At 61.1% G+C, this 17666-nt stretch carries 6 protein-coding genes and 1 pseudogene; 2 read left to right on the top strand and 5 right to left on the bottom strand.

Going from position 1 to position 17666, the window contains the following annotated elements; translation table 11 throughout:
* The first annotated feature begins 555 nt into the window (after positions 1-555).
* Positions 556-2817, top strand: a complete 2262-nt coding sequence (locus tag ACZY0Q_RS17335) for a hypothetical protein (protein WP_463918719.1) — start codon at positions 556-558, stop codon at positions 2815-2817.
* Between the two features lie 408 nt (positions 2818-3225).
* Here the strand turns inward: ACZY0Q_RS17335 and ACZY0Q_RS17330 are convergent, their stop codons facing one another.
* The 3 genes from ACZY0Q_RS17330 to ACZY0Q_RS17320 form a co-directional block, all read right to left on the bottom strand.
* The gene (locus ACZY0Q_RS17330; protein WP_463918718.1) at positions 3226-3771 is read right to left on the bottom strand and encodes an MAE_28990/MAE_18760 family HEPN-like nuclease; all 546 of its coding nucleotides are present in this window, start codon (positions 3769-3771) and stop codon (positions 3226-3228) included.
* Positions 3772-3931: 160 nt separating this feature from the next.
* Positions 3932-4990, bottom strand: coding sequence for a GmrSD restriction endonuclease domain-containing protein (locus ACZY0Q_RS17325; RefSeq protein ID WP_463918717.1), 1059 nt, complete (start codon positions 4988-4990; stop codon positions 3932-3934).
* Positions 4991-5174: 184 nt separating this feature from the next.
* Positions 5175-5456 carry a helix-turn-helix domain-containing protein gene (locus ACZY0Q_RS17320; RefSeq protein ID WP_463918716.1) on the bottom strand — a complete coding sequence of 94 codons (282 nt, stop codon included), beginning with the start codon at positions 5454-5456 and terminating at the stop codon, positions 5175-5177.
* A gap of 405 nt (positions 5457-5861) precedes the next feature.
* Between ACZY0Q_RS17320 and metH the strand changes: the two genes are divergently transcribed.
* Positions 5862-9512, top strand: a complete 3651-nt coding sequence (metH, locus tag ACZY0Q_RS17315) for a methionine synthase (protein WP_463918715.1) — start codon at positions 5862-5864, stop codon at positions 9510-9512.
* Positions 9513-9895: 383 nt separating this feature from the next.
* On the opposite strand, the pseudogene ACZY0Q_RS17310 reads toward metH, so the two are convergent.
* Positions 9896-10045: pseudogene (locus ACZY0Q_RS17310) on the bottom strand (peptidase inhibitor family I36 protein); the annotation flags it as partial.
* 233 nt (positions 10046-10278) lie between these two features.
* Positions 10279-16527: an RHS repeat-associated core domain-containing protein gene (locus ACZY0Q_RS17305; protein ID WP_463918714.1), complete on the bottom strand. Its 6249-nt coding sequence runs from the start codon at positions 16525-16527 to the stop codon at positions 10279-10281.
* Positions 16528-17666 lie beyond the last annotated feature (1139 nt).

The raw sequence follows: 17666 nt of genomic DNA, 5'->3' as shown, positions 1-17666 counted from the left end.
TCAAACTCGCCCTGGCACTCGTCGCTTACAATGTCTACGCCCTCCCAGAAACGAAACGTCAGACTCCGGGGTTAAAGCCAGCATGAACTTTATCTTGGACCTGACCGCTGTACTCGGTTGCCGACACAGCCTCGCAATTTTGGCTTTCTGCTGACGTGCACGCCGTTACCGGCAGGACCGGGGCTGGCCAAACGAGAAGAATCCTGTGCCCCAAAAGAACTGTCCGTTCGAACGTGTCAAGCGGCTTCGGCTGGCGACTACCGGCAAAAGGCTATAAATCAGAGGGGAACGCGCAGCAGAAGCCTGGTGTTGTGCTGGAATACAACAATGACGTCCAGAGCAAAACGCCGTAACGCGCGAAATCGAAAGCGGAAAGGGACTCCGCTTGGAACCCTTGATCCACACGTAGCAATCCTTCTGGCTTCACTCGAAGGCATGGCTGTAGAGGGTGCTGTCGTCTCCGGCGAGTCAGACCCAGGGCCCGCAATCAGGCGGTTGATTTCCGAGCTCGTTACTGGGGTTCGTAAAGCGTTCGCGCCCTTTGACCCTCTCCGAGTGATCGAGGTGGCAAGGATTACATGCTTGCCTTGGTCAGGTGCGACCGAGATTGCTTCACCCGAAACGGTTGATAAAGCAGAAGGTGGGGCAACGCGTGCTGAGCTCATAGCACTCATAGCTGCAGGTGGCAGTGCCGAGACTCCAGATGGGAAAGAGGACGCTACGAGTCAACTGACGGAGCAAACTGCAGAACAACAGCAAAGCATCGGGGAAGCCTTGTCGAAGGTACTGCCCATGGTTGAGCGGATTCTGCACTTGGCCCATCTGCTTCAAACAGCTGAATCGGATCCTGATGAACCGCTGGCGATGCTCGGCGCAATGATGCGTGGATCAGAAATGTGGGTACGGAATTCTTCTTATCCTGAGATGGTCGTTGAGACACTCTCCCAGATGTTTGGAACACCGGAGATCAGTCAACAACTGAAGACTGATCTCGCCTTCGACGCTGAAGATGCCGTACATGTCCTAGACAGCTGTCACGAACTTCAAATCGACCGTCTCAACGTTCGCAGTAGGCGCCTCTTCGAGGCTTCGGAGCATCCTGATGAAGCTGAGGTTAGTGTGGAGGTCTTGGTAGAAGCGTTCCAAGCCTGGAAGGATGCGTTTGAACCCAGCGTTGACTCGGTTTTGGTTACGATCGCTGAGATCTGTGAAGCGACTAATTTACCAAAGACTGTTGTCACGGCGGTTTTGGATTACTTCTCATTCGACCCAAAGGATCTGTCGGCCCACCAACTCGTGGATGACTTCATTGGGGGTAACAACAAACTTCGTTCACACCCGGTTCTGAGGTCGACGGGCGACGGCGCAATGCTCGTACATGGTGCTCACGTTCTGCCAGCTGTCCGTGAGCGCCTAGAAAAGCACCTAAAGGCGACCTCAGTCTGGGAGCTGTACCAAAAGCACCGCGGAGATCTTCTTGAAACGCTCACGACGGCAGCGCTCCGTCGAGTCCTGGATTCTGCAATTAACTGGGACGGCTTTGAATACTATGTTCCGGCCACTGAAGGAGAGGGGCAGTTGGCCCCTGCAAAGTTCAGTAAACGAGTTGAAGGTGATCACCTCATCATCCAGGACGACGTCGCCATCATCGTTGAGGATAAGGCCGTTGCCATCTCCTCGAGATCGCGTACCGGCAACAGCCGCAGTCTCCGGAAAGACCTAACCGGAATAATCACAAAGGCCTCCGAGCAGGCCAGCCGCTTGCAGGAACGCATCCAATGCGATGGCGGATTGCGGATCCACAAACACGGCTGGTTAGATCTTTCTCATATCCGCGAGATTCACACGATAGCGGTAAGCCTAGATGATCTGCTGTTTGCCTCCACAGCAACCTCGGAACTCGTTCGCGCTGGTATTTTGAAGTCAGACCGCATCCCGTGGACGGTCTCGATCCACGACCTAGATCTCATCACTCGGCTTGTGGATAGGCCATCTGAATTCCTGCTCTACCTTCGTCGGCGCTGCAATCCCGAAGCAACGGTCTTCTACTCGGCACCGGATGAACTTGATCTCTTCCTCTACTTCCTCGAATCGGGCCTTTATGTGGAACCCGATCCGGACTTCGTTCGGAGTCAGATGCCGTTCATGCCACCACCTACAACGGCTGAGCGTCGACGACGTAAGACGCAGGCGCCAAGGATCATAACGAGTCGTACGGACGTTCTGGACAGTTGGTATGCCTCGAAACTTGCCACCCGGGATGACGGATCGCCTACGCTAGCGGGCAAAGCGCCGATCGACGAGGGGCGCAGCGAGCCTTCACCCAAGCCCAGTATGACCCGCAGCCCTCTTGGGCATCTGATAGATGCGATTGCATCTCGACGCGATTATGGCTGGTTGAGTGTGGGGGCCACACTTCTCGCGGGGTCCTCGGAATTCCAGGAGACATTGGCACAAATTCCAAGTCTGATACTGCCCGATGGTACTTCCGTAGGACGCGAGAGGCGAGTTGCCTTGCCCTTCGGTAACTCCTTAGAGGAGGGATGGCTGCTCGTCTGGTGCACGAGTGCTCCGGGACAGCCTGCTGATGCGTATGGGAGACACATTCGGCAGTATCTACGTCTTAAAAAGTATCAACTCGGCCTGCAGCGAGGAGTGGCATTCTTCTACGATTCTCAAGCCAGAGAGTTGGCTGATGTTTTCTTCGACGACCATATAGGAGAACTGGAACCGGAACTCCACCAAAGACTCGGCAGTTTAAGGCAGGCTGGGGATTTCGACACACTAAAGCGTCCGAAGAAAAATTCTAAACATTAGTGCCGCCGGGTGGTCGGTGGGATTTGTGGCACCACTTTTGAACCAGAAATTCCATATTCGATGACGAGTTTGCAGCCCCAATGCAGAGTTGTACTGATGGGTGGTGATCAAGTCGCCTGTAGTCGCATATCCTACAAAAGCCATAGCAACTCCTCGATAGGCCACGCAACGCACAGCTCCTATTGAAGAGAGGTTTCGGCCGACATGGTGAGTCCTTAAATGAGCTTTGGCGATTGGCGAGCACCCGGAGGGGTCAACTCAAGTACGCGGCTATGCCCGGTGAACGTGCCTAGACTGCATGTCGACTGTCGTCTCACAAACGTGTTTATGAGACGACAGTCGAAGGGCTGAATCAGGCCTCAAGGCGCTGGTGCTGACGTTCAACCATGTAAGACGAAATCTTGTTACCTATACGATTTTGTACTTGCGTCCAGATGCATACGATGAGAGCGAAAGGCAAAAATGGTCGACTAGGCGAATCAATTGCAGGACATGTTGTGCGATATCGGCTGCAGATTTACCCACAACCTGTTCGTGAAATATTTCAGGCAACGGATCATTTCCGTGCGCAACATCATTGCGCATGGTGGACATGGCATTCAATGATGCTTCCATATCCGCCGCAGGGACTGCAGATTCATCTAAATCCAGCACGGCCCAGATCCGTTGAAAATGATGTGCTCTTATGGTTTTCCCATCAAGAGGCGGTTGCGGGCCTGAGGTGATACGGGCCGGAAATTTGGCTATCTGCATATTCGTTTCCAGGCTAGTTACAATTGCGCGGTTATCCCAGTGTTTATCTCCTTTCGAAGACATACTCATTGCCTGGAATTGGGAATCTGATGCGAGTGCGCGCAGACCCGGACTGAGGGCTGAGATCGCCACTCCTGCGCGATTGATGTCGACCGATAATTCTACGAGAGCTTCTCTGAGGAGGCGCTCGATTTCAGCCATTGCCGCGACAGCAGCTGCCCCACGTAGCTCTTGCCCTAGTGGGTCACTCTCAGTAACCCCAGGTAACGCATTGGACGATAATCGTAAGAGCGTTTGGCGCCAGAATTCCAAACGGTTCGTTGCAGCATCCCCAAGTTCAATTATGCTGATGCTGAACGGTTTACTCATCTCCGCTAAGGAGGGCTCGCGCGCGCTCGATTCGGCGCTTCAACATCGAGCGGGTGTTCGTCCCGCCGGTGCTCGCTCCAACCAGTTCAGGGTCATTTAGCCAATCAGTCAAGGGCGGTGTAGGCAAGTCGCCTTCCTGCACTAATTCCCCGAGGGCAACGCCGCAGGCTTCAAATTGCACGAGTGGAGTGACGTGCGTGTTTTTCCGCAAGAACGGACCATCATCCAGGAAATCAGAGAGTAGCGTGAAGGTTGATTGGAATATCTCACGTTCGCGTGAGTAGTCAAAGCTTTTGTTTGCCGAGTCAGTGAATTCATTCACGAATTTCGATACTCCGCCCGCAAATGCGTCTCGGGTATTCTTATAAGCGAAAAACTTGATGACTTGCTCGGCGGCCGTGCCGTCGTGCCTGTTCGCTTCTTGAAGCTTGAGTAGAGTCGAAAACGCGGTGCTCGCGCTCAGCTCCTCGGCAAATTCGATGAAGTCACCTCGGTAGACGGCTGACCGCACCTCTTGAGGAGTCAAGGATATCGCACCAGAATTTAGACGCTCGAAGAGGTCGAACCTGACGCCCTTGTCACTTTTGTCTGTAAGAGAAATGAGTTGCAAGGGCTGTCGCCCAAAGTAGCGTTGGATTGCTATGGGCATATCTTCGAGAGCCACTCCATTCAGCTGCGAGAGTTTCGTAAGGCCTTCAAGCTTAAGCGGAGCATTCCTGCCAATCTTTTTGAGTTGCTCCTCGGACTGTGAAATGAACATGATCAACGTCGAGATGCGCTGGAGTCCATCAACCACTTCCCATTGAAAGTTGTCATTGGTTGCCACAAAAATTGGGGGGATTGGCAATCCGAGAAATAGCGACTCTATAAAAGTGGATGCTACGGCCTTCGGCCAGCGGTATTTACGCTGATACGAGGGCGCAATGCTCAGCTCACCTTCCTCAAACATTCGCACAAGTTCGCGAACGGAAAAACTAACTGCTCCTACGTCGACCTTTCGCCGCTCAGCTGCTAGTTGCTTTTCGAGGCCCGAGAACTTGTTTTCGCTCATAACTAAACCCTAGTGCTTCCCACTCCTCACGAAGAGTTCACTCGGATGGGACGGCCAAGGCATTTGTTGACTCGGCGTACACAGAGATCCTCGCGGACGAGAAAACGGAGACCGGCAGAGCACGTTGTCGCTTTCCCGGTCTGGCTGCGCCACTACAATCACACGGGTGAGACCCACATGTCGTTCAAGGGTCATGTCCACCGGTCAGTCGCTTCACCAACCCCAGGTCAACACACAGGTCAGGCCTCGGGCTGCGCTTCCTTTTGAGTTCGCCTGTGGACTTCCGCTCGGCGGTGCGCTTAAAAGCCTCAGCGGCGTCGTCTTCGCGATCGTTGGCTTTGATGCGCCACACACGGCGGCGGACTTGAATGCTTCGAAGCTCACCCGCGGGTGCTGTGGTCACGTTCAGCTCGTCGGCCGCCTGCTCGATGGTCAGGAAGCGTTTTTTCTGGGGTGTGTCAGACACCGGAGCGATCTATGGGTGGTTGCTCCTCAACGCCAATAGCTTGTGAACCGCGGTATTCGTCTTCTCTGTGTGTAGCGAGCGGTATTCGTTCTCTCTGTGGGTAGCGAACAGCACGTACCAATGCGAACTGAGGAAGATGTCGGCAACGGTGGTTTTTCCTCTGGCCCCGCTTTTGAGCGGGGTGCCTGCTGCGGCTCCTTTGGAACCGGGGCGGCATTGAGAACCGTATTCCCGCGCAGTCCTGTTGCGCGGCCCTAAGGGCTCAGACGACGTTACCTACAGCGCTGCCGTCATCGGAGACATCTCGTATCGGCGGTGAGACACGCGAAGGACGCCGACCACCCCACCGTCGTAGTACACGGACACACAGCGCAACGTCGCCGCCCCCAGACGTAACCTGTTTAGATGCCTCGTTTTGCGCTTGATATAGACTCCGTCCCCCGCCCCGTACGCGCCCAGGAACTCCTGGATGCGGTGAACCACCGGGTCGTCATTGCCGATGGGGCCATGGGCACCATGCTGCAGGGCCGGGAGCTGTCGCTCGAGGACGACTTCCTGGGGCTGGAAGGCTGCAACGAGATCCTCAACGCCACGCGGCCGGATGTCCTCGCGGACATCCACGACGCCTACTTCGCCACCGGCATCGACGCCGTCGAGACCAACACCTTCGGTGCGAACTGGTCCAATCTCTCCGACTACGGCATCGACGACCGGATCGAAGAGCTCGCCCGGAAGGGTGCAGAGATCGCCCGCGAGCGCGCCGAAGCGGCAGAAAAAACAGACGGACGCATGCGCTGGGTCCTGGGCTCCATGGGGCCGGGCACCAAGCTCCCCAGCCTCGGCCACACCAGCTACGACTACCTCAAGCAGACCTTCGCCCTGCAGGCCGAGGGCCTCATCGACGGGGGAGCGGACGCCTTCCTCATCGAGACCAGCCAGGACCTCCTGCAGACCAAAGCCGCGGTCAACGGCTGCAAACAGGCCATCGTGACCCGCGGCGTCCGGCTTCCCATTTTCGTTACGGTGACCGTCGAGACCACCGGCACCATGCTGATGGGATCTGAGATCGGCGCTGCCCTGACCGCGCTCGAACCGCTCGGCGTCGACGCCATCGGCCTGAACTGCGCCACCGGGCCGGATGAGATGAGCGAGCACCTGCGCCACCTCTCCAAGCAGTCCTCCGTGGCCATCGCCTGCATGCCCAACGCCGGTCTCCCCGTGCTCGGTCCCAACGGCGCGCACTATCCGCTCTCGCCCACCGAACTCGCCACCGCGCACGAGCAGTTCGTGCGCGAATTCGGCCTGGGCTTGGTGGGCGGCTGCTGCGGTACGACGCCGGAGCACATGGCCGCCGTCGTCGAGCGTCTTGCTCCCTTCCGCGCCGCCGGCGCCGTCACCGGCGGTGGGAGGGGCGCCGACGGCGGCCGGCTTCCCACCGAGCGTGAAGCAGGCATCGCCTCCCTCTACCACCACGTGAATTTCGACCAGGAGTCCGCCTACCTTGCCATTGGTGAGCGCACCAACGCGAACGGTTCGAAGGCGTTCCGCCAGGCGATGCTCGAAGAGCGCTGGGACGACTGCGTCGACATCGCCCGCGAGCAGGTCCGCGTCGGCGCGCACCTGCTCGACGTCTGCATCGACTACGTGGGGCGCGACGGCGTGGCTGACATGAAGGAGATCGTCTCGCGTTTCGCGTCGGCCTCCACACTCCCGCTCGTCATGGACTCCACCGAACCGGCCGTCCTACAGGCCGGGCTCGAACACATCGGCGGCCGACCGGTGGTCAACTCCGTCAACTACGAGGACGGCGACGGCCCGGAAAGCCGCTTCGCGCGCATCATGCCGCTCGTGAAGGAACACGGTACCGCCGTGATCGCCCTGACCATCGACGAACAGGGCCAGGCACGCACCACCGAGGGCAAAGTGGCCATCGCCTCCCGCCTCGTCGACGCCCTGGTGGGCGAATGGGGGATGCGGGTCGAAGACATCATCGTCGACGCCCTGACTTTCCCCATCGCCACCGGCCAGGAAGAGACCCGCCGGGACGGCATCGAAACCATCGAGGCCATCCGCCAGATCACCGCGAAGTATCCCGGCATTCAGACCACCCTCGGCGTCTCCAACGTGTCCTTCGGCCTGAACCCGGCAGCGCGCATGGTGCTGAACTCCGTGTTCCTGCACGAAGCCGTCCAGGCCGGCCTGACCAGCGGCATCATCGACGCCGCCAAGATCGTGCCGCTCGCCTCGCTCCCCGAAGGACAGCGCAAAGTGGCCATGGACCTCGTCTATGACCGCCGCGAATACGACGCCGACGGCAACATCACGTACGACCCCCTGAACATCATGCTGGACCTCTTCGCCGGCGTCGACACCGCAGCGCTCAAGGACCAGCGCGCCGCGGAACTCGCGGCGCTGCCCACCGGCGAACGCCTGCAGCGGCGCATCATCGACGGCGAAGGCAAGGGCCTCGAAGAGGACCTGGACCTCGCCCGCAGCGAAGGCATGGCCCCGCTGGCCATCATCAACGATCAGCTGCTCGAGGGCATGAAGGTGGTGGGTGAGCGCTTCGGCGCCGGCGAGATGCAGCTGCCGTTCGTGCTGCAGTCCGCCGAGGTCATGAAGAACGCGGTGGCCCTGCTCGAGCCGCACATGGAGAAGTCGGATTCCTCGGGCAAGGGCACCATGGTGATCGCCACTGTCCGCGGCGATGTGCACGACATCGGCAAGAACCTGGTGGACATCATCCTCACCAACAACGGCTACAAAGTCATCAACATCGGCATCAAGCAGGGGATCGCCGAGATCATGGCCGCAGCTGAGGAGCACAACGCCGACGTGATCGGCATGTCCGGGCTGCTGGTGAAGTCCACCGTGGTGATGAAGGAAAACCTCGCCGAGCTCCAGTCCCGGGGCCTCGCGAAGAAGTGGCCCATCATCCTGGGCGGCGCCGCCCTGACCCGCGCCTACGTGGAGCAGGACCTGGCAGAGCAGTTTGAAGGAACCGTCCGGTACGCCAAGGACGCCTTCGAGGGCCTGGCCCTCATGGAACCGCTGGTGCAGGTGGCCCGCGGCGCCGACCCCGCCGCCGTCGGCCTTCCACCGCTGAAGAAGCGGATCCATAAGGGCGGTGCGAAGTTCACGGTGACCGAGCCGGAGGCAATGCCCGGCCGGTCCGACGTCGTCGCCGACAACCACGTGCCCGCGCCGCCGTTCTGGGGCACGCGCATTGTGCGCGGCGTGGCATTGCACGACTACGCGGCCATGCTCGACGAGCGCGCAACGTTCATGGGGCAGTGGGGGCTCAAGCCCGGCCGCGGCGATGACGGCGCCTCCTACGAGGAACTCGTGGAACGTGAGGGCCGGCCGCGCCTGCGGTACTGGCTGGACCGCATCCTCGGCGAGGGAATGCTTGATGCGTCCGTCGCCTACGGCTATTTCCCGGTGGTGGCCGACGGGGAACAGGTGGTGGTGCTGCACCACGGGGAGGATCACGACGGCGTCCTCGGCACTGCGGGATTGCTCGCCCCCGACGGTGGTTCCGGCGGTCCGATCGGCACCGAGCGCCTGCGGTTCGATTTCCCGCGCCAGCGCCGGGACCGGCACCTGTGCCTGGCCGACTTTGTCCGCTCCCGCGAGTCCGGACAGATCGACGTGCTGCCGGTGCAGCTGGTCACAGCCGGTGCCAAGATCGAAGAGTTCACCTCCAAGATGTTCGCTGCCAACCAGTACCGCGACTACTACGAGCTCAACGGCCTGGTCATGCAGCTCACCGAGGCGCTGGCGGAATTCTGGCACGCGCGCATCCGCTCGGAGCTGGGTTTTGCCGCCGAGGAGCCGAAGGACAAGGCCGGGTACTTCAAGCTCGACTACCGCGGCGCCCGGTTCTCGCTCGGGTACCCCGCATGCCCTGACATGGAGGACCGCCGCAAGGTGACGGAGCTGCTGAAACCCGAGCGGATGGGCGTGGTCCTCAGCGATGAGCTGATGCTGCACCCGGAACAGTCCACCGACGCGTTTGTGTTCCACCACCCGGAGGCGAAGTACTTCAAAGTGTGAGCTGCGGGTGGACCACGCGCTGCTATGGGCCGAGGAGCTGAACTCCGTTTAACGTCATCGGCCCTGCGGCAACTTTCTGGGATCCAGGGAGTTGCCGTAGGGCCGATGCGTTTGTGGTGCAGGTTCCGGAGGCCGGTCAGTCTTTGCGGACCCATTTTTTGGGCATTGCCCGAGAGCGCGGCAATGCCCCCGCCGGGCAGTGTGTAGGGCTTAGCCTCGGACTGGTCCCGTGAGATGCAGGCCCCGCCGCCGTCGGTTATGTAGATTGAACTGACCCTGTTTTTCATCTCGCCCAGGTTGAGGCGTTCCGGCATTTGTATGTGCCACGCGTAGCCAACGCAGTCGGGGCTGTCGTAGATGGTTATGTACCCGTACGTGTTGTTGATCAGGGACGCTGAATTGTTGTTGACTTGGACTCCCCAGCCGTTCCGCCCAGCCGGGCCGTCGGTGAACAGCTCGTTCCCCATGCCGGCGTCGCTGTTGGCGCAGTCGGCCCGTGCGCCTTGGTAATCGGAATTGAAGTAGAAACACACCCGTCCTGACGGACGCGCTGTCCCTGAGCCTGAAGCATTGGCAGCGGGCGCGCCCGCCAGAAATGCGCTGGCACCCAGGGCCGGTACGGCTCCCGCAGTAGCTCTTTATGCATCGCGAGTTTCATGAAGTTCACCAGTCATTTTTGTTCGCGGACTCATCATCCGGGTGCCCAACGCAGGCGCCTCCGTCATCCTCCGACATCCCGTCTCATACGGCCATGGGGACACCTGCCCTAACCCGGCGGTGGCTGGCCCGCGACACACGTCAGGCCAGGTCCTCGACGGCGAGTCCCCTCGGCTGGTATGTCATCAACGACCCCGGGTTCGATCCCGGCAGCGTCGACAACATCGTCGACGTGTTCGCATCGAAAGGCCGCATCCCACGCAGCCGCACCCGTGCCATCGTCGCTGAATACGACACCGACGGACGCACCCCGGCTCAGGTGATTGATCGGGTCGTGTTCGGAGTAGGCGTAGGGGGAGAAGTACTTCGCGTCAGCGAGGTCGAGGATCGGGTCGGGAGCGGTGAAGATCCCGAGGACGGGGTCGTAGTCGCGGGCGCCGAGGTGGGTGAGTGCGCTGGCAATGTCCGCGGTGCCAGTGAGGTATCCGGTGGCTGCGGAGAACCCGTTTTCATTGGCGGCGTTAGACCCGGGGGAGGTTGCAGGCGCCGGCGCTGTTGTGAGGGCGGTCTGTCCGATCGCGGTAGTGGTGGGTCCGCGGGTGAGGCCGTTCGGGTCGGTGTGGCGTTTGATTGCGGTGATGCCGGTGGCTCCGGCGTTGGTGGTGGGGCCGGTCATGATTTGTGCGGTGTTGACGCCGTCTCCGGTGATGAATGAGACGGCTGTTGGGGTTGCTCCTGGTTTGGAGGTGCGTTGCGCGACGGTCTTCCCGGAAAAGGTGTACGTGCGTGTGGCGGTGATAGCCCCAGCCGTGGTGCAGAAGGCGGTGGTGTTGCCGATGGTGATGGTGGTGCCGGTGCCGTCGATGGTCGCTGCGAGGCTGCCGTCCGCGGCGTAGTAGCGCTGTGTTGCGGTTGCGGTGCCGGTCACGGGTGCTGTTCCAGTGGCTGCTGCCGGGTTGGGGTTGCGCGGGACGGTGGACGTGCCGGTGGTGGAGGCGATTTTCCCATCGGGGGTGTATGTGATGGTTTGTCCGCTGCGTCCGGTCATGCGTCCGGCGGCGTCCCAGGTGAACGTTGACGTGGTTGCCGAGCCTGATGCGGGGCTCGAGGTGAGGCTCTGGAGCCGGTGGGGGCCGGGCTGTCCGGTAGCGGGGGGAAGGTAGTAGCCGGAGGTGTCTGCGATGAGTTGAACGGTGCCGGCGGAGTCGTTGGTGAAGGAAACGGTTCCGTCGGCGGCCACGGGGACGATGGCGAAGTTGGGGACGGTTTGTCCTGGTCCGTAGTTCAGGTTGGATGTGCCTGGTTTCGGGGTGCCGCCGGCGTAGGCCGTGATGACCCCGTTGGATGTGGGGGAGGTCGCTGTGATGTTCATGGCGACGGCGGAAACCCCGGTGGCGGGGATTCCTCCGCGGCCGGTGACTTTGAGGTTGACGGTTTGTCCGGGTCCGATGGGGGTGTTGATCCCGCCGGTCCCGTCGCGGGTATCCATCTGTCGGAATGGGGTTTGGGCGGAAAACGCCCCGGGGGCCGTGGGTGTGCCGGGAAGGTAGTAGCCGGAGGTGTCTGCGATGAGTTGAACGGTGCCGGCGGAGTCGTTGGTGAAGGAAACGGTTCCGTCGGCGGCCACGGGGACGATGGCGAAGTTGGGGACGGTTTGTCCTGGTCCGTAGTTCAGGTTGGATGTGCCTGGTTTCGGGGTGCCGCCGGCGTAGGCCGTGATGACCCCGTTGGATGTGGGGGAGGTCGCTGTGATGTTCATGGCGACGGCGGAAACCCCGGTGGCGGGGATTCCTCCGCGGCCGGTGACTTTGAGGTTGACGGTTTGTCCGGGTCCGATGGGGGTGTTGATCCCGCCGGTCCCGTCGCGGGTATCCATCTGTCGGAATGGGGTTTGGGCGGAAAACGCCCCCGGATCCGTGAGAGCTCCGGGGTAGGCGTAGCTTTCGGTGGCGGCCAGGGCACCTGCAGCATTGAACCGTTTGACCTGGGTGCGGTCTCCGGTGGTGTTGTACTCCAGGGTCTGGGCGTACGGTGCGGCGCCTCCGAGCCCTGTTGGGCTGAAGCCTCCGGCGCAATTTCTACTGTTTGGTGTCCAGGTTCCGGCGAGGCGTCCGGCGTGGTCGTAGGTGTAGCACTGGAAGTCGTCGGCTGCGGGGCGGCCGGGGCGGGTGGTGTAGGTCAGGTCCCGGGAGGTGAGCTGGCCGCTGGGTTCGTAGGTGTATTTGGTGGTGCCGAGGTCGGTCGTGACGTTGCCGGCTTCGTTGAGTGTCTGGCTGTCCAGGAGCCGTCCGGTGGTGTGGTCCCAGGAGTAGTAGACCTTGGTGGAACCCATGGTGTCGGTGCCGGCGGTGAAGAGTTTGTTATCGGACTGGCCGTAGAAGGCGAGGTTGTTCATGTTGTCCTGCTGCGCGGACCCGGCATAAGTCACACCAAACTCAGACAAGACACCAGAGGGTTGATCCCAGTCGTTGTAGCTGTGGGAGACAACTTCCCGTGGAAGCCCTGCGATCGCCGGATACGTAACTTTCGCGGGGAGCCCTGACTTTCCGTAAGTTGACAGGGTTTCGTAAGTCCCCGCGAGAGCTCCAACGGATGCGGGGAGTTGGGTTTTCACGGAACCGGGCTGGTAGTTGGCGTTGTAGCCCGCGAGCGTGGTTGTTACGGGCTGGTCCTGGTTAGGTCCGTTGTAACGGGTGGTTGAAGCGACCTGGCCCTTTTTCTCGGTGTCGTAGGTGTAAGTGAGGAGGGGTTTTGATGACTGTCCGGTGAGTGTGGTGGTGATGGTGGTGGGACGGTCAAGAGCGTCGTAGGCGGTGGCGGTAATGGTGCCCAGGGCGTTGGTGGTGGTGGCTGGCCGACCGCTGGCATCGTAGGCCGTGGTGGTGGTTCCGGTGTCGGGGTCTGTTGTGTTGGTTTGTCGGCCGAGCGGGTCGAACGACCAGGCCCAGGTGTTGCCGGCGGTGTCAGTCATCCCGGTCATGCTTTGGAGCGGGTTGTACGTGTAGGTGGTGGTGTTGGCGGTACCGGTGGGTGTGGTTCCCTGGTAGACCTTTCGGGCGACGGTTTTCCCCGCGGCATCAGTAGTGACCTTAGCGGCCGGGTCGTTGCCGGGTCCCGTGGTGGTCACGGAGTTCGTGCCGGAATAGGCGATGGTGGTCGCCCATTGTTCCTGGTTGTCGTAGGCGAGTTTGCGGGTTTTGATCAGACGCCCGGCGGTGTCGTACTGGTAGTCAGTGGAGGACGGGACCGCGAGGGACGGGATCCGGAGAGTCCCATCGGGATCGGTCAGAAGGTAGTAGCCGTGGCGTTCGAGCTGTTTGGCTCCTCCTTCGCTGTAGAAGGTGTCGGTGGCGATCGTTCCGCCGTGTGTGGACCACTCCTGGGTCTGGCGGAGCCTGCCGAGGCCGTCGTAGATCTTGTAGCTCTCCCCGGGTGAACCACGGAAGTTGACGGTCCCGGTTTTGATCCAGGAGGGCTCCGTCTGCGAGACCTTGTAAGTGGTTGACGTGGTCGGGACGGGGTTGGTAGCTGCGGGACGTGAAGGGTCCCAGGTCCCGGTGATTCTCCCGGTTGCGTCGTAGGCATTCGTCGTTACATTGCTGTTGGCGTCAATGACGGTCAGTTCCTGGCCGCGGACGGGATCGAGAGTTGTGGTTTCGGTCCAGCCCTGAGGATTGGTAACCGTCACACCGGTGATCGGGCCTGTCGCCGGCGCGTACGCGGTGGTCGTCGTGCGGGGAAGGCCGGTAGTGCTGTCGGTGGAGGTGCTGAGCCTGCCGAGGGCGTCGTAGGCCTGAGTGGGGCCTGACTCCCATGCCGTAGCGGAACTCCCACTGATGTTTTTTGCCTGCCGCGTCGTTGTCACGCTTCCCTTCACCGGTGTGGTGTAGCCGGTGCTGCCGGGCACGGCGCTGGTGCTGGTGTCGTAAAGGTTCTGCGTGGCTTTGAGGAGATTCCCGGCGGGCGCGCCGCTGCTTGCGCACGCGCCGGCGTAGGTGGAGATCACGGCCGGCAGGGAGAGCAGGTTCGGGGTGGCTCCGTCCGCGTAAGCGGTGGTGGTGCAGGTGTCGTCGGTTGTGGTGGCGAGGTCGAGCGCGTGCGTGATGGCCTTGGGCCGGCCGAGGCTATCGAAGTAGGTGTCGGACTGGGTGTTCCGCCAGCCGGTGTCGATGGCTGATTTGGTCCAGTTCTTACTGGTCCCCTCTTGCCGGGCCGTGGGGGTACCGAGGGCGATGACGCCGGTCGCCGTCGGGGCCGAGGCCCAGGGAACGTTGACGGTTGCGGTAAGCAGTGCCCCGTTGTTGCTGAGGAACTTTTGGGTTTCCAGGACCCGCCCGGCGAACCAGACGGAGTCAGGGACTGTTGTCCCGTCGGAGGCTGCCTGTGTGGCGGTTTTCAGGCCTCCGGTGGTGTTGGAGGGTGTTTTGTCCAGTCCGCGCAGGTAGGTGGTGATGGTGGTGGAGGCGGCGGTGAGGGTTTTGACTTGGGCCCAGCCGGCGGCCACTGACCAGGTTTGTTTCGCCCCTGCCGGTCCGGTGCGGTAGACGGGTTCGGGGTATTTCCATGCCGGGGTGCCGATGTATTCGTAGGTGGTGGTCTGGGACAGGCTGCCGGCTCCGCCCGGGCCGGCGTCAACGGTGACGGCTTGGACGGGGTAGATGTGGAACCAGTCCGTTTGTGGCGGCTTCACGACAGGGGTGGTGGGGGCCCACACTTGCGGGAAACAGCGTCGTATGTTGGTTTCGGGGGAGGCCGGAAGGCTCGTGGGACTGCAGTCCGCAACGTGGTAGCTGACGGCAATTTGGGCGCCGGTGACGGTTTTGATGGCCGAGAGCCTGTACCTGTTCAGGGGTGCGAGTCCGTCGGTGACCCAGACCCTGTTTTGCCGGGCCTCGCCGCCGAAGATGACAAGCGGGTCGGTGATGGCTGCTTGGCCGGCTTGGGTGTTCAGGCCCTGGTGTTCGATGGAGCCGAGCCAGAGAGCAGGTTTTGTTCCGTCACCGGGGTCGGGCATGGAGTGGTTCAGGTTCCATCGGTCCGCTGCGAGGTAAGTTCCGGCCACAAGGGTTTCGGTCTGTATGCCCTTGAGCCGGTGATCCATGTAGAAGGTCGGGGACTGGACGGTGCACGGACCCGCTTGCGGGCACGCCAGACCGGTGGGGACATCGGTCCCGGCGGTGCAGACTACGCCGGTGCAGCGGTCGGTGTAGTCGAGCTTGATCCGCAGAGGTGCCGAGGACGTCAGCTCCGCACCGGCTCGCATGCCGTAGTCGATGCGGTCCAGGCGGCTGGAGCGGACATAGGGCAGGATTGCGCCGGTCCCTGCCTGCGCTTTGTAGTAGTTCAGCGCCTGGCTGTAGTACAGGGCCTGGGAGTTCCCGTGGACATCGACGATGTAGTCCAGGTTCCAGCCTTGGGCCTGCTGGCACAGTGAATCGGCGAAGGAACCTGCTGCGCAGGGCTGGCTCGCATCTGCCGCGCCCACGGGGACGGTGTCCACCGAGTTCGTGGTCGCGTTGCCTGCGCCGGGAAGTTTGTTCAGGCCGAAGAAGTACTGGGTGCCGGAGGTGTCGGTGATTTTCCAGTAGCCGCCGTCGTAGGTGCCGTTCGTCCCGGCAGTGGTGAGGTATTCGACCCGTGAGCCATCATCTTTGGAAAGCTTCCACATCCCTTTCCCGGCGTCGCGGACCAGCTGCCCGGAACGCCCGCCGAAACTGACGCTGATGCTCTGCCCCCCGGGATTTCCGCAAAGGTCGTACGATCCTGTGACGGCCTGGTCTGAGCACGGCACGAATTTCTGTGAGATCCGCCCGGTCCCGGTGAGCGCCCAACCGTCCCCGATGGCTGAGGCCTGGTTGTTGGTGGCGCTGGTGAGGCCATCGACCCGGGTGGAGTCATAGGACAGCCCCAACGTCGGGCTTTGCCCGGCCGGGGCTTCCCGGGCGGACAGAGGATACGTCCAGGTGAAGCCGCCGGTCTGGCCGGTCGTTCCCCAGGTTCCCGATAATGTTCCTGGCAGGGCCGTGAAGTCTCCGGCCCCTTTATCGTTCGCCGGCGGTGGCGCGAGCGGCATCGATGCTGTTCGGACGACGAGGGAGCTTGATTCCTGGGGCTGTCCTGGCATGACTGCGCTGGCTGTGCCGATCACGGTAGCGTGCGTTCCGGGAGCATCCTTGCTGGGGAGTACGCGCAGCGGCGAGAGGTCCGGTGAAGCGTCCACTGCAGGGATGGTCTGAGAATTGACCACCGAGCCGGGGGTAATGGAATCCGGCAGCGGCGGAAGTACTGGCAGTGCGAACGAGGTGGCAGCCACGACAGCGGCCGCCAGGAGTCCAAGGGGCCTGAAGATGCGCTTCATTATTTGAGTACCGTTACTGTCGTGGGGTTGGGGAGGGCCAAAGGTGCAAAATTTGGTCTTGGACGAGGACACCGCTGGTGAAGACTGGCAGAGTGAGGAGTCCCGTGAAGCGGGGTGTTCCGGCTGTTGTTGAGGATGCTCCAAGGAGGACTCGTGAGCCTGCCGGAGCCGGGGCGTGGGTGTCTGATGTTGTGGCAAACAGTCCAGACGCAGCCCACACGCCGTTGTGAAGCATCCGGGACGGTTCCACCGTCAGCGTCTTCGTGAACTTCCCGTCCGAGGAAGCCTTCACCAGTTCAGTCAGGGTTGTTAGCGCATCGACCACAACATCAGTGTCTGTGGTGGCGGCTTTTTGGACGGCCTGCGCTTCGGCCTCGGCGACCCGGTCGGCTGCCCGGACGGTTTCCTGTGACTGGACTGCGGGGGCTGTTAGAGATTCCGTGGCCGCTGCGCTTGGTGGGTTGAATCCGGATATTAGGAATCCGAGAAGAGAAACCCCGACAAGCGCGCGGGCATGGAGAGAAAACGACAATATGTCCCCCTGGACAAGGCAGGGGGCAATAAACCCATCACAGCCCCCAAAATCGATGGATATTCAGGAAGCATATGGCTGACACCCAGCAAACACAATGAAAACCTCAAGATTTCGCATCAAAGTCAAGTCAAACGAAAAAATGAGCTTCCACCAAGGTTCCAGCTAGGAAATGGAACACCTTATTGACTGCCCGCCACTTAGCCCAAGTCTCCGTGTCGATCTTCCGTCTGCTCAGTCAACATCCTTTTGCATGAGGATCTGGTTCAGCCAATGTGGCGCCGCGTAGAGCTGAGAACACGGATGTCAGAGGACTCTAAGCCATTTCTCAACAGACCCCATCAGCGTGTGGACCGCTCACCGCACGTTGCGCCAAACCTCTACCGCCCTGGTGCCCTTCGGGCAGTTGGCATACGACGTGTTGAAGCCCTGCGAGGCCGGCATCTGCCACTTCCAGGGCCCGTACACAATGGCCTCCTGGCCAGTGGGAACATGACGGCATCGGCCCGCAACCTGATACTCAGTGCCCGGCGCATTGGAGTTGCAACTGGCTCCCACGCTGAACTCGTAGTGGATCCACACGTTGCAGCTGGCATACCCGTCGTCA

This window comes from Pseudarthrobacter lactosi (assembly GCF_055412785.1).
Note: the sequence above shows the minus strand (reverse complement) of the source record. Positions and strands in the feature narration are given on the sequence as shown.